Here is a 12,711-nt window from a genome sequence, read left to right on the forward strand (position 1 = left end):
CCGCCCGGCGGCCGCCGCGCGCCACCTCGGCGCGCACCAGCACCCGGCCACCCATCGGGGTGCGCCGGATCGCGTGGTCGACCAGTCCGGCGAGGGCCGCCTCCAGCCGCCGGGCGTCGCCGGCCACCACCGGCAGCCCCGGTGCCACCCGGACCGTGACGGCCGCCGAGCGGCCGCCGCCGCGCACCACCCGGCCGACCACGTCGGCGACCTGGACGTGCCGTGCCATCGGCTCGCAGCCGGCCTGCCGTCCGGTCCACCGCAGCCGCTCCAGCTCCGCGCGCGTCAGCGCCCTCGGCGCCGCCATGGTGCCGGACGGGAACGGGCCGGGGCCCTCCTCGGTCCCGACGGCGACCGGGCCGCCCGCGCGCCCGGAGCCGCCCCGGCGACCGGTGCCGCCCGGGCCGCCGAACGCCGCGAGCGCCCGGGCCCCCGACGCCACGTAGCCCCAGAGCCTCCCGCGTGTCATCGCCCTGCCCCTCGTGCCTCACCGGCGGCCGTCATCGGTTCCGCGGCCGACCGGGGCGGGCCGCGTTCCGGGCCCTGCTGCCAGCGTGCGCCTCACCCGCCCGGGTGACAATCCCGCTCCGGTGCGCGAACCGGGCGCAGGCCCCCGCCGGTCGGCCGGTCGTGCACCCCCCGACCGGCGGGGCGGTCCCGGGGCCGGTGCCGGGGCCGCCCGCTGACCGGGCCTTCCGGAAACCGCAAAGGAATCTTCGCAGAAAACCCTTTGCAAAGAACTCTTTGCGGTTCTAGGCTCCTGCCATGACCGAGGACAGCGGATGGAAGCACAGCGACGACCCGCACGTCGCCATCACGGCCAAGGGCATGCGGGCGATGGCGCACCCGGTGCGCATGCAGCTGGTCGGGCTGCTGCGCAAGCACGGCCCGTCCACGGCGACGAGGCTCGCCGCGCAGCTGGGGCTCAACTCCGGCGCGACCAGCTACCACCTGCGCCAGCTCGCCGCCGCGGGCTTCGTCGAGGAGGACCACGAGCGCGGCAACGCCCGTGAGCGCTGGTGGCGTTCGGCCCACCGGCTCACCGTCTGGACGGGGGACGACATGGCGGACGAGGAGCCCGACACGGCCGTCGGCTTCCTGCGGTCCGTCCTGGCCGCGCACACCCTGACCGGCCAGCGCACGCTGGACGCCTTCGAGACCATGCCGCGCGAGTGGCGCCGGGTGACGGACCTCAGCGATCTGATCCTGCAGCTCACCCCCGCCGAGGCCGAGCAGCTCACCGGCGAGCTGTCCGAGGTGATCGGGCGGTACCGCCGGACCGACCCCGACGGCCCGGTGCCGGCCGGTACCGAGCAGGTCTCCGTGATCGTCCACGTCCTGCCGGACGCCCGCACCACCACGACCGAGGGGGACCGGGCATGACGACCGCCGCCGCCGATCCGCCCGCGCGCAGCTACCGGCCGCTGGCCGGGGTGCTGACCGCCACGGTCGTCTCCGTGACCGGCACGCGCGTCTCGGCCATCGCGCTGCCCTGGTTCGTCCTGGCCACCACCGGCAGCGCCACCATGACGGGCCTGGTCGCCTTCGCCGAGATGACGCCGTACGTCCTGGTCAAGGCGCTGACCGGGCCGGTGGTCGACCGGCTCGGGCCGCGGGTGGTGTCCTGGACGACGGACGCGGTGAGCGCCACCGCGGCCGGGCTGGTGCCGCTGCTGCACACGCAGGGGCTGCTCCCGTTCTGGACGCTGCTGGTGCTGGTCGCGGTGATCGGCGCGATGCGCGGCCCGGGGGACCTCGCCAAGTCGGTGATGGTCCCGGAGGCGGCCGACCGCGCCCGAGTGCCGATGGAGCGCGCCACCGGGCTGTCCGGGGTCACCGAGCGGCTGGCCTCCACGATCGGTCCGGCGGTCGGCGGCGGGCTGATCGCGCTGACGGGCCCGCTGGCCGGGCTCGCGGTCAACGCCGTCACCTTCGCGCTCGGGTCGCTGGTCATCGCCCTCGCGCTGCCGCGCGGGATGGGGCGTCCGGTGGTGCCCGCGGCGACCGCCGCGGCTCCCGGGGCTCCCGCGACTGCCGCGGCTCCCGCGACTCCCGGGGCGGCGACGGAGGGGGAGCAGGACGGCGGTTACTGGCGGATGTTCCGTGCCGGCTTCGCCTTCCTGCGGTCCGAGCCGCTGCTGCTCGCACTGATCGTCATGGTCGGCATCACCAACCTGCTCGACGCCGGCTTCGCGACCGTCCTCGTGCCGGTCTGGGCGCGGGAGTCCGGCCACGGCCCGGCCGCCATCGGCCTGGCCGCCGGTGTCATGGGCGCCACGGCGGTCGTCGGCAGCCTGATCGCGGCAGCCGTCGCCTCCCGGCTGCCCCGCCGGACTGTCTTCTTCGTCGGCTTCCTGCTCTGCGGCGCGCCCCGGTTTCTGGTGCTCGCCCTCGGCGCGCCGCTGTGGGCGGTGCTCGCGGTCTTCGCGATCGGCGGGTTCGGCTCCGGCTTCCTCAACCCGATCCTCGGCGCGGTGCTCTTCGAGCGGGTGCCCCGCCACCTGCTCGGCCGCGTCCACGCCCTCGGCGACTCCCTGTCCTGGGCCGGCATCCCGCTCGGCGGGCTGGTCGCGGGTGCGTCGGTCGCCCTGCTCGGCCTGATACCCAGCCTGCTCGCCGCCGGCGCCCTCTACTTCGCCACCACGACCCTGGCCGGACTCCGGCCCGAGTGGCGGGAGATGGACCGTCTGCGGGGCCGCAGGGGCACCGCCGACAGCGCGCCGGTCGCGCCGGTTGCGCGGGTCGCGCCGGTCGTGCCGCAGGCCACGGAACCCCGGTCGGCACCGGCACCGGCACCGGCACCGACTCTGGCGGTGGCTCCGACTCCGGCACCGGCGCCGTCCCAGGTACGCCCCTAGGGTGCGGTCAGCGGAGCGGGCGGGCGATCCGTGCGGCGGCGCCTGCTCCACTGGGCGGGCGGCCCGCCCAGTGGAGCAGCAGCAGGCTGGCCAGGGCGGCGAGGGCACACCAGGTGGAGACGAAGGCGAGGCGCCAGACCAGGGCGCAGGCGAAGGCGCCCGCACCGGTGACGAAGCCGAGGCGGCGGAGCAACGGATCGCCGCTCGCGAGGAGGGCGCCGACGGTGGCGAGGAGGTAGCCGATCAGGAGGAGAGCCGGGTGCGGGATCCCGACGGCGTAACCGAGGGTGTGGCCGTGCGCGGTGGTCGTTACCGGACGGGAGGCGACGGCCACGGCGAGCGGGAAGGCAACGGCAGCGCCGAGCAGGGTGAACCCGGCGAGCACGCGTCGCCGAGGTCCGGGCGTCGCGCACCACACGGCCGCCGGGACCAGCACCGGCAGCAGCGGGAGGGCGATCGCCGCCCACGCGGTGCGGGCCGCCCCGGCGAAGGCGGCCGGCAGCTCGCCGTCCGTACCGAGCCAGACCAGTGCCTCGATCAGCTGGTGCAGGCCCAGTACCAGGGGAAGCGCGGCGAGCGGTAACCGCGACGGCCGGCCGGCCCGGTGGGCGCGGACCAGGCACGCCACCCCGACGGCCGCGACCACCCCGCCGGCCACGGCGTCCGCCCGTGCGCTCCAGCACATCGGGACCTCTAACCGGGCTTCCCGGGTGCGCTATCGGGTCCGTTGCCGGGTCCGTCGCCGGGGCCGCCGTCGGGCGGGTCCTCGACGCCGGCCCGGGGTCCGTTCCCGGGCCCGTCTCCGGATCCGTCTGTGGACTCGTCCACGGAACCGTAGCCGGTCCCGCTCGCGGGCTCGTTCCGGGGCCGGTGCCCGGGCCGGTCGTCCGCGTCGGTCTCGGACGCCTCCTCCGGCGCCACCCCGACGCTCTCCAGGGTGTCGCGGACGGTGCCGGGCATGGCCGGGTGCCGGCCGATCACGATCACCCCGACCACGATGGCCAGCATCCCCGCCGACTGCCAGGCCAGCGCGCTCGGCGTGACCCGCAGCCGGTCACCGAGGAAGCCGACCGCACAGGCGATCCCGGCCAGCGGCTGGGCGGCGGTCAGCGCCGGCAACGACATCCGCAACGGCGCGGCCTCGAAGGCGCTCTGCACCAGCAGCAGCCCGATCACGCCCGCCACGATCACCGCGTACGGCTGCCAGCTGCGCAACACCGCCCCCAGTCCCTCGTGGTCGAGGCGCTGGGTGGTGGTCCGGGTGAGCGCGTCCTGGAGGCCGTAGAGCAGCCCGGCGGCGAGCGCCAGCAGGGTCGCCTCCTCGAACAGCGGCAGTCGGCGGGCCATCGAGACCAGCAGCACGACCAGCCCGACCACCGTGCCGACCACCAGCCAGTGCCGCAGCTCCCCGGCGGGAGCCCCACCGCCCGTCGGCTTCCCGGCCACGATGAAGGCCGTCACCCCGAGGCCGAGCAGCAACACCCCCGCCCAGCCGGAGCGGCCCAGGGTCTGACGGGTCAACACCCGGGCGAGCGCCATGGCGAACAGCAGATTGGTGGCCAGCAGCGGCTCGACCAGGGACACCTCGCCCTGGTTGAGCGCGAGCGCGGACAGGATCAGGCCGCTGACCATGAAGCCGGTGCCGAGCAGCCACTGGGGCATCCGCATGAGGTCCAGCAGCAGCCGCCAGTGCAGGAGGTCGGAACGGGGAGCCCGCTGCGCCGCGTGCTGCTGGAGGACGAAGCCGAGTCCCAGACAGCAGGCCGCGCCGAGGGCGAGGAGGAAGACCGCCACGGAGGGACCACCAGGTTGTCGCTGCCCGCGCCGCGCCGACGGGTCCGGATGGGTCGGCCGTCGCGGCCCGCTCCCGTCAGCGTACCGCCGGGCCGGTGGCCGGGCCGGTCGGCACGGCGCGCGGCCGCGGACGCCCGCCGGGAGGGGGTGCGACGGTACGGACCCGGGGTGCGTGCCCGCCGGTGTCGGCCGCGCTTGCCGCTACGGGCGGGGCAGGCGCACCCTGGTGTGAGCGGCCGCCACGGCTCACCGTCCGTGCCGGTCAGGACAGGCACGGACGGGGGCCGGCGCCAGGAGGTGTGGCAATGCACAACCAGTGGGACGTGGAGCTGACATTCGACGAGGACGGCGTGCACACGGCGTGCGACGCCAGGTTGACGGGCGCGAGGGCGCCGGGCCTGAGCGCGCGCGGCGAGGCCGTGAAGAGCGCCGACGACCGTCCGCTCGCGCGGATCGGCGAGGAGGTCGCGGCCTCCCGCGCCCTGGAGGAGCTCTCCCGCAAGCTGCGGGTCCAGGCCACCGGAGAGATCGACGACGAAGGGCACCGTCCGAGCTACCTGATCTACTGAGGAGGGCGACGGCGACAGCTGCGACGGAGACGGCGGAGACGGCGGCGGTCCCGGGCGGTGCGGTCGGCCGTACGGTTCGGGCCCGTCGCCGCCCTGGGTCGGCCCACCGCCACCGGCGCCGGCGCCGTACTGCCGGGCGAGGGTGAACAGTTGGTCCGTGCCGGTCTGGCCTCGGGATCGGATCGGGGCCCGGGGCGGGGAGTTGACCGCTCCGCCGGGACACGGTCGTACGCGTCGTACGCGTCGCAGGTGTCGCGCGTTCGGCGCCCACCGCATCCCCAGCGCCCGACCGCGAAGGGGGAGCGCCACTCGGCCGTGACACGGCTCAGCAGGCTTTCGCCGCAGGGCGCCTCACACAGGCGGAGCCGGAACGGCGGCTCCACGAGGTGCTGACCGGTACGGACGAGGTGCTGACCGGTACGCACAAGGTGCCGACCGCCGGTACGGGCGGCGAGTCGGTGCGGATCCTGGATGTGCTTCCGGGGGAGGACCCGGGCCCGGCGTCCGTGCTCGCCGCCCATCCCGGGCGGATCAGGTGGGGCGGTGCCCGGCGGGTGCCCGGGACCCTCGGAGCCGAGTCCGCGACGGGAGGTGACGGGATGGGTGACGCCGGACCTCTCGCGGGCGGTCATCGAGCACCCCACGGCGGCATCGAGCCGAACCCGAGCACCGGCGGGGCCATCATCGCCGCCCCGCGCGACGCGATCGTCGACAGCGAGGGCCTGTCCACGGCCGGGAAGCCCCCGCTCCACCGGGCCCGGCACCCTCCCCGCCCCGGCACCGTCCCCGCCCCGGCAGCTCTCCCACCCCGGCCCCCTCGCACCCCGATGGGCCGCCGATCCGGATCACCGGCGCCGTCGGGTTCGGGCGGGTGCGGATCCGGCATGCCCGGCGCTGACACCCGGCGACGTGCTCCGGGCCGTCCGGCAACGCTACGATCACCGCCCCGGTACCCGGGTGTACGAGGCCCGCCCGGCATCCGACGGTGCACCCGGTCAGGCATCCGGCGGCCCATCCCACCCCCCGGATCGGACGGACATGAACCACTACTGGGCAGCCGAGGCGCCCTGGATCCACCACGGGACGGCGGACGCGCAGGGCGCCGCGTTCCTGCTGCCGCCGCCCGGGACCAGCTTCGTGGCCCGGTTGGACGGCGCCGAGGCGGGCGACGAGCAACGGCTGTTCGAACAGTTGAGTGTCCGGCTCCGGCTCCCGGCCTATTTCGGCTGGAACTGGGACGCTCTCTCGGACTGCCTGCGCGACCTGGCGTGGCTGCCCGCCGACCACTACCTCCTGGTGGTCGAGCGGTCGGCGCTCCTGCTGCGGGAGTGCCCCGAGGCCCGGGAGACGCTCTTCGGGGTCCTCGAAACCGCGGGCCGGCACTGGGCGCGCCGACCGGATCTGCCGGGCCGGTCCTTCAACTCCCTGCTGCTGTAGGCGCCGGAGGCCGGCCGTCAGTCCGCGGACAGGAAGTCCAGGAGGCGACGGTTGACCTCGGGTGCGCCCGCCATCGGCAGGTCGTGGTGGGTGACGTCCGGGATGACCGCCACCTCGGCCGACGGGAGGGCGCGTCGGGCGGCGTCGGCGACGCGCGTCGGGTCGTGGGCGCGGCTGTGGGCGGCCAGGAGGGTGAGGACGGGGGCGGTGAGGGCGCGGAGGCGTTCGGGTGTGGGCTGCGGGCCGGTGACCACGCGGGAGGCGGGGAAGTCGGCGTAGCCGAGGGCGTAGAGCTCCCGCCAGTCGGCGTCGAGGCCGTGGCCGCCGCGGGTCTCCCAGTCGAGGTAGGCGCGGGCGCGGTCCGGGGTGCGGCCGGGGAGGAAGAGCGGGAGCGCGCGCAGCAGGTAGCCGGGCCGGAAGCCGGCGAAGCACCGGGTGGGGTCGAGCAGGGCGAGTCGGCCGGTCCGGGCGGGGGCGTGCAGGGCGTATTCCAGGGCGATCCAGGCTCCGTACGAGTGGCCGCAGAAGTCGGCCCGGGGGACGCCGAGTTCGTCGAGGACGGCGTCCAGCCAGCCGAGCAGTCCGGGGACTCCGTCGAGGGCGGCACCGTCGTGGACGCTGCGTCCGGGGTCGCCGATGAGGTCGACGGCGAGGACGCGGTGTCCGGCCGCGGCCCAGGGGGCGGCGTTGGCGGACCACGTGGTGGAGGTGGCGCCGCCGCCGTGGAGGAGGACGAGGGGGCGTCCGTCGTGGGGGCCGCAGGCGTTGATCCGGGTGGTGCCGTGGGCGGTGCGCACGGTGAGGGCCTCGACGGGGACGGGCCAGCGGGCCAGCAGGGCGTCGTAGGCGGCGAGGAAGGGGGCGGTGCGGGACGGGGCGGTGCGGGCGGACATGGCGGGCCTCCGCAGGTGTGGTGTGATGGCGTGCGGAACCGCTCGCCCGACAAGCATCTCGACCGGCGAGTATCCCGCTCAGCAACTGTCTCGCCCAGCGATTATCTCGCCGAGTGAGAGAATCATGGCACGGATGTGCCCGAGGAGGGACGACAGGGTGTCCGAAGTCGAGGAACCGATGCGGCTGGTCCACCTGCTGCGCGGTCTGACGGTCGAACTCGATCTGTTCGGGGCCGAGTTCGCGTCCCGCAACGGTCTGCACCCGACCGATCTGCGGGCGTTGATCCACCTGCTGGACGCCGACCGGGCCGGAGCGGTGGTCACCCCGGGCCGGCTCGGTGCGGCGTTGCACCTGAACTCGGCCGGGACGACCGGCCTGGTGGACCGGCTGGAGAAGCTCGGGCTGATCCGCCGCGAGCGCGACCCGCAGGACCGGCGCAGGGTGCGGCTGGTGGTGGAGGACCGGGCGATGGAGTTGGGACAGGGTTTCTTCGGCGGGCTGATCGGCGATCTGCTCGGCGCGATGCGGGAGTTCGGCCCGGGGGAGCTGGACACGGCCCGGCGCTTCCTGGAGGCGATGACCGGGGTGGTCGCCGCCGCCAGGCGGGCCGGACAGGAGTAGGCGCCGGGGAGCGGGGCCGGGCCGAAGCCGGGGGCCGCGCCGGACCGGGCGGCGGGGCCGGCGGCGGGGGCGGGGCGCGACGGGGTCGGCGGGGGCGTGGCGGCGCCGGCGGCGGGCGGGGTCGGCGGCGGGGCGGGCTACGCCGGGCCGAGGGTCCAGCTGATCACCGAGAGCGTCGCCATCGACACCAGCGTCGACCAGAGCACCGCGTCCCGGGCGAGCTCCGTGCCCTGCCCGTACTCGCGGGCGTAGGTGAACACGTTCTGCGCGGTCGGCAGTGCGGAGAACAGGACGACGGTGAGGAGCTGGTGGGCGGGCAGGTGGAGCAGCGGGCCGGCCACGGCGAGCGCGGCGAGCGGCTGGACCAGGGTCTTGACGGCGACGGTCAGCCCGACCTCGGCCCGGAGCGAACGGCCCTCCGCCGGTGGGCGGTTGTGCAGCGATATGCCGAGGGCGATCAGGGCGGTCGGCACGCCGGCGCCGCCGAGCAGTTCGCAGGAACGATTCAGCTCGGCGGGCAGGTGCACCCCGGTCGCCGAGGCGACGGCGCCCAGCGCGGTGGCGAGCAGGATCGGGTTGCGCAGCGGCAGGGTGCGCAGGGCTCGGCGGCCGGCCGCACCGCCGTCCAGCACGGCGAGGACGGCGGGGGTGACCAGCAGGATCTGGAACAGCACCACGGGGGCCACGAAGGAGGCGTCGCCGAGGACCTGCACGGCCACCGGGATGCCCAGGTTGGCGGAGTTCACGTACCCCGAGGCCATCGAGCCGATGGCCAGTTCGCCGGGCTTGCGCCGGAAGAGCAGTCGCCCGGCGAGCAGTCCGAGGCCGGTCGCCACGGCGGTGCCGGCGGCGAAGGCGAGCATCGACGGGTTGGCGAACCGGCCGAGCGGGGTGCGGGAGATCATCAGGAAGAGCGCGGCGGGCATCGCGACGTGGAAGACGAACCGGTTGAGCACCGCCTCGGCGTGCGGCCCGAGCAGGCCGGAGCGGCCGACGACGTAGCCGACTCCGGTGAGCGCCCAGATCGGGGCGAAGCCGGACAGCAGCGGATGCAGGGATGGCATGGTTCCTCGGATCGCTCGGACGTGCCTGCCGGGTGTGGCGGGGTCGCCCGCCGGGGGGCGTCAACTCCCGGGCCGGTGGACCTTCGAAGCCGTGAACTCCCCCGGGGCAGTAAACCAGTGGCCGCCGGAGCGTTGATCACGGGCCTACGATGAGCCGATGGACGAGCCGAGGGTCGAGCCCGTGGACGACGAGTACCTGAGCCTGAACGAGGTGGAGGCGATCGCACGCCGTGCCCACCGGGGACAGGTGGACAAGAACGGCCACCCGTACAGCGAGCACATCGCGGCGGTGGCGCGCGGGGCGGCCGCGCGCGGCGGCAGCGAGGCGCAGATCGCGGCCGGCTGGCTGCACGACACCGTCGAGGACGACCGGCTCAGCCGGGAGTGGCTGGCGGCGGCCGCGCTGCCCGAGGAGACCAAGGCGATCGTGGACGCGCTCACCCGGCGCCCGGACGAGCCGGTCGAGGAGTACACCGCGCGCATCCTGGCCACGCCCGGCGCGCTGCTGGTCAAGCGCGCCGACCTGGCGCACAACTCCGACCCGGCCCGGCTGGCCTCGCTGGACCGGGCGACCGCCGAGCGGCTGGCGGCCAAGTACGCGCGGATGCGCGAGCTTCTGGGGCTGACGGGGGAGCTGTGACGGCCGGCGGGCCTGAAGGCGGCCGGGCCTGAAAGCGGGCGGCCCTGAAGGCGGCCGGCCCCGAAAGCAGGCGGCCCTGAAACGGCCGGGCCGTAGCGGCGCTCGGGCCGGGGGCCCGGAGCGCCGGGGGAACCACGAGAGGGCCCGGGCCACGCGGATCGCGCGGGTCCGGGCCCTCTCGGGCACCCCGGTGGTCCCTGTCCGACCCCCGGGGTGAGGGGAGTGGTCAGGGTGCGGGAGGGGAACTGGGGTCGGCTTAGTACCAGTGGTGGTTCTGCCAGAAGGCCCAGGCGGCGTTCGGGCTGCCGTAGCGGGTGTTCATGTAGTCCAGCGCCCACTTGATCTGGGTGCGGGGGTTGGTCTTCCAGTCCGAGCCGGCCGAGGCCATCTTGGAGCCCGGCAGGGCCTGGGCCAGGCCGTAGGCGCCGGAGCTCGCGTTGGTCGCGGTCACGTTCCAGCTCGACTCGTGGGAGATGATGTGGCTGAACGAGGCCAGCTGGTTCGCCGGGACGATCTGGGCGGCGATCGCCTGCGGGGAGACGGTGGCGGCGTTGGCGGTGGCGGGCAGGACGCCGGCGCCCAGGGCGGTCAGACCGGCGGCACCGGCAAGAATCGCGGCCGAAGTACGCATACGGAGCTTGAAAGCGGGCATGAAGAACAAGACCTCAATCGGGTTGGGCCGGGTCACGCCCCACCCAGGACCACGGCCGGACAGGGGCCGTTGCGGTCACGGGGCGTGACTCGGCGATAAGCCGTTCACCGGCGGGACAGGTGCCGGTGCGGCTGGCGACGGAAGCCATTGTTGCCAGACCGGATCGGCACCCGCCAAGACCCCCTCGTTACGACCGGCGGTCGTACACGGGCGGTTGCCGTGGATTCGAAGGGCCGGTTGCGCGGAGCGCGCCGACCCCGTCTGACGTGGGCGGACGTGGGGGGTCCGGGGGAGGGGCGGATGGCCCGGCGGCGTCTACTACGGCCCGTCGTGGCCGTTGATTCCGTGTGAGCGCACTCACCGTTCGGGCCTCCGGCGCCGTCACCGGCGGGTCCGGTGGCGGCACTTTGGGTACAGACGATCAATCCGTCGCTGAGACCGGCGCCACACCCGGGTCGGATGGCCGGTGGAGGTCGCCCAGCCGCCGGTGCCGCACCGCCCGGGCCGCGAGCCGCTCCGCTTCGGAAGCCGTCGCGAGGGCGCCCAGCGCGGCGCCGACCGCCTGGCCGAGCCTGGCGCAGAAGGCCTCCGGTTCGTCGGCGGCGTCCGGCAGCTCCGGGACCACCTCGTCCACCAGCCCGACCTCCGTCAGGTGCCGGGCCCCGATGCCCTGGGCCCGGGCCAGCTCGGCGGCGTGACCGCCGTCCCGGTGGACGATCGCCGAGGCGCCCTCCGGCGGCAGCGGCGCCAGCCAGGCGTGACCCGCCGCGAGCACCCGGTCGGCCGGGAGCAGGGCGAGTGCGCCGCCGCCCGAACCCTGCCCGAGTAGCACCGCGAGGACGGGGGTGCGCAGGGCGAGCAACGTGGTCAGGCAGTGCGCGATCTCCACCGCGATGCCGTCCCGCTCGGCCTCGGCGGACAGCTCGGCCCCGGCCGTGTCCACCACGGTGACCAGCGGCAGCCCGAGCTGTTCGGCGAGGTGTGCGGTGCGCCGGACGGCCCGCAGGTCGGCGGCGGTGAAGGGGCGCTCGTGCTCCGGCGTCCCCCGCTGCTGGCCGACCACCAGGACGGGCCGGCCGGCGAGGACGGCGAGCGCGCGGACCAGCGCACCGCCTCGGCCGCCGGGGGCGTCCAGCAGCACCAGCTCCTCGGCGGTGTGCCGCAGCAGTTCGCGGGTGCCGGGGCGGTCGGGGCGGCGGGTGCGGCGGACGGAGTCCCAGGCGTCGGGCTGCTCGGCGGAGGCGGGTCCGGTGGCGTCGGTAAGAGGGGTGCCGGTAGGAGGGGCGTCGGTAAGAGGAGTGCCGGTAGGAGGGGTGTCCGTGGCGGGGTTGTCCATAGGAGGGGTGTCCGCGGGAGGGGCGTCCGGCGCGGGCGGCGGCGGGGTGCACAGGACGGCGAGCGTGCGGCGGACCAGCTCGCGCAGTTCCTGCGGCGCCACGACGGCGTCCACCAGTCCCTGCTCGGCCAGCGTCTCGGCCCGCTGGACGTCCGGCGGCAGCTCCACGCCGCGCAGTTCCTCGTACACGCGAGGGCCGAGGAAGCCGAGCCGGGCGCCCGGTTCGGCGAGGACCAGCTGGCCGAGCGTGCCCCAGGAGGCGAAGACCCCGCCCATGGTGGGGTTGCGCAGGTAGGTGAGGTAGGGCAACCCGGCTGCGCGGTGGGCCTGGACGGCGGCGGTGATCCGGAGCATGCAGAGGAAGGCCGCCGTGCCCTCCTGCATCCGCGTGCCGCCGGAGACCGGTAGGGCGAGCAGCGGCAGCCGCTCGGCGGTGGCGCGTTCGACGGCCCGGGTGATCCGCTCGGCGGTCGCGACGCCGATCGATCCGCCGAGGAAGCCGAACTCGGAGGCGATCAGTGCGACCGGGCGCCCGTCGATCAGGCCGAGGCCGGTGAGGACGGCCTCGTCCAGGCCGGTGCGTGCGCGGGCCCGGTCGAGCGAGGTGCGGTAGTCGGGGTCGGCGGGCGGCGGGCCGGGCGGCTGGTCCCAGCGCTGGAAGCCGCCGGGGTCGACCAGCAGGCCGATCAGCTGGTGGGCGGTCAGTGCGGCCCGCCGTGCGAGCGGTGGAGGCGTGGCCCCCGCGTCGTCCCCGTGCGCCGCCATGTCCACCCCGTCAGAGATCGTTCCGGTCCGTCGTGATCCGTCACTCTATGCGGCGGGGTCCGGGCGCGGCGAGGCCCCGTG

Annotated in this window: 11 protein-coding genes and 2 pseudogenes; 6 read left to right on the top strand and 7 right to left on the bottom strand. The window is 75.6% G+C overall.

The genetic code is table 11. The features are described from left to right. Nucleotides 1-469: pseudogene (locus ACFV04_RS29320) on the bottom strand (hypothetical protein); the annotation flags it as partial. A gap of 296 nt (nucleotides 470-765) precedes the next feature. Between ACFV04_RS29320 and ACFV04_RS29325 the strand changes: the two are divergent. Both ACFV04_RS29325 and ACFV04_RS29330 read left to right on the top strand, forming a co-directional pair. Further along, nucleotides 766-1,383: an ArsR/SmtB family transcription factor gene (locus ACFV04_RS29325; RefSeq protein WP_380533627.1), complete on the top strand. Its 618-nt coding sequence runs from the start codon at nucleotides 766-768 to the stop codon at nucleotides 1,381-1,383. After that, a complete protein-coding gene (locus ACFV04_RS29330) occupies nucleotides 1,380-2,858 on the top strand; it encodes an MFS transporter (protein WP_380533629.1) in 1,479 nt (492 codons plus the stop codon). The genes ACFV04_RS29325 and ACFV04_RS29330 overlap by 4 nt, the downstream gene beginning before the upstream one ends. A 7-nt stretch (nucleotides 2,859-2,865) precedes the next feature. Here the strand turns inward: ACFV04_RS29330 and ACFV04_RS29335 are convergent, their stop codons facing one another. Then, nucleotides 2,866-3,543: a DUF6629 family protein gene (locus ACFV04_RS29335; RefSeq protein ID WP_380533631.1), complete on the bottom strand. Its 678-nt coding sequence runs from the start codon at nucleotides 3,541-3,543 to the stop codon at nucleotides 2,866-2,868. 269 nt (nucleotides 3,544-3,812) lie between these two features. After that, nucleotides 3,813-4,652, bottom strand: a pseudogene (locus ACFV04_RS29340) (DMT family transporter); the annotation flags it as partial. A gap of 305 nt (nucleotides 4,653-4,957) precedes the next feature. Here ACFV04_RS29340 and ACFV04_RS29345 point away from each other — a divergent pair. After that, nucleotides 4,958-5,221, top strand: a complete 264-nt coding sequence (locus tag ACFV04_RS29345) for a dsRBD fold-containing protein (protein ID WP_360258095.1) — start codon at nucleotides 4,958-4,960, stop codon at nucleotides 5,219-5,221. 1,038 nt (nucleotides 5,222-6,259) lie between these two features. After that, nucleotides 6,260-6,658: a barstar family protein gene (locus tag ACFV04_RS29350; RefSeq protein WP_380347551.1), complete on the top strand. Its 399-nt coding sequence runs from the start codon at nucleotides 6,260-6,262 to the stop codon at nucleotides 6,656-6,658. A 17-nt stretch (nucleotides 6,659-6,675) separates the two neighbouring features. Here the strand turns inward: ACFV04_RS29350 and ACFV04_RS29355 are convergent, their stop codons facing one another. Then, nucleotides 6,676-7,551: an alpha/beta fold hydrolase gene (locus ACFV04_RS29355; RefSeq protein WP_380533634.1), complete on the bottom strand. Its 876-nt coding sequence runs from the start codon at nucleotides 7,549-7,551 to the stop codon at nucleotides 6,676-6,678. A 178-nt stretch (nucleotides 7,552-7,729) separates the two neighbouring features. On the opposite strand from ACFV04_RS29355, the gene ACFV04_RS29360 reads away from it, so the two are divergent. Further along, the gene (locus ACFV04_RS29360) at nucleotides 7,730-8,173 is read left to right on the top strand and encodes a MarR family winged helix-turn-helix transcriptional regulator (protein WP_380533666.1); all 444 of its coding nucleotides are present in this window, start codon (nucleotides 7,730-7,732) and stop codon (nucleotides 8,171-8,173) included. A gap of 137 nt (nucleotides 8,174-8,310) precedes the next feature. Here the strand turns inward: ACFV04_RS29360 and ACFV04_RS29365 are convergent, their stop codons facing one another. After that, nucleotides 8,311-9,237 carry an AEC family transporter gene (locus tag ACFV04_RS29365; protein ID WP_380345374.1) on the bottom strand — a complete coding sequence of 309 codons (927 nt, stop codon included), beginning with the start codon at nucleotides 9,235-9,237 and terminating at the stop codon, nucleotides 8,311-8,313. Between the two features lie 157 nt (nucleotides 9,238-9,394). On the opposite strand from ACFV04_RS29365, the gene ACFV04_RS29370 reads away from it, so the two are divergent. Further along, entirely contained in the window at nucleotides 9,395-9,877 is a 483-nt protein-coding gene (locus ACFV04_RS29370; RefSeq protein ID WP_360258104.1) for an HD domain-containing protein, read from the top strand. 256 nt (nucleotides 9,878-10,133) lie between these two features. On the opposite strand, the gene ACFV04_RS29375 is transcribed toward ACFV04_RS29370, so the two are convergent. Continuing rightward, on the bottom strand, nucleotides 10,134-10,508 hold the full coding sequence (locus ACFV04_RS29375) for a transglycosylase SLT domain-containing protein (RefSeq protein WP_380345376.1): 375 nt from the start codon (nucleotides 10,506-10,508) through the stop codon (nucleotides 10,134-10,136). Nucleotides 10,509-10,950: 442 nt separating this feature from the next. Further along, nucleotides 10,951-12,630: a carboxyl transferase domain-containing protein gene (locus ACFV04_RS29380; protein WP_380533637.1), complete on the bottom strand. Its 1,680-nt coding sequence runs from the start codon at nucleotides 12,628-12,630 to the stop codon at nucleotides 10,951-10,953. Nucleotides 12,631-12,711 lie beyond the last annotated feature (81 nt).

Origin of the sequence: Kitasatospora sp. NPDC059599 (assembly GCF_042735125.1) — a bacterium.
Lineage (GTDB): Bacteria > Actinomycetota > Actinomycetes > Streptomycetales > Streptomycetaceae > Kitasatospora.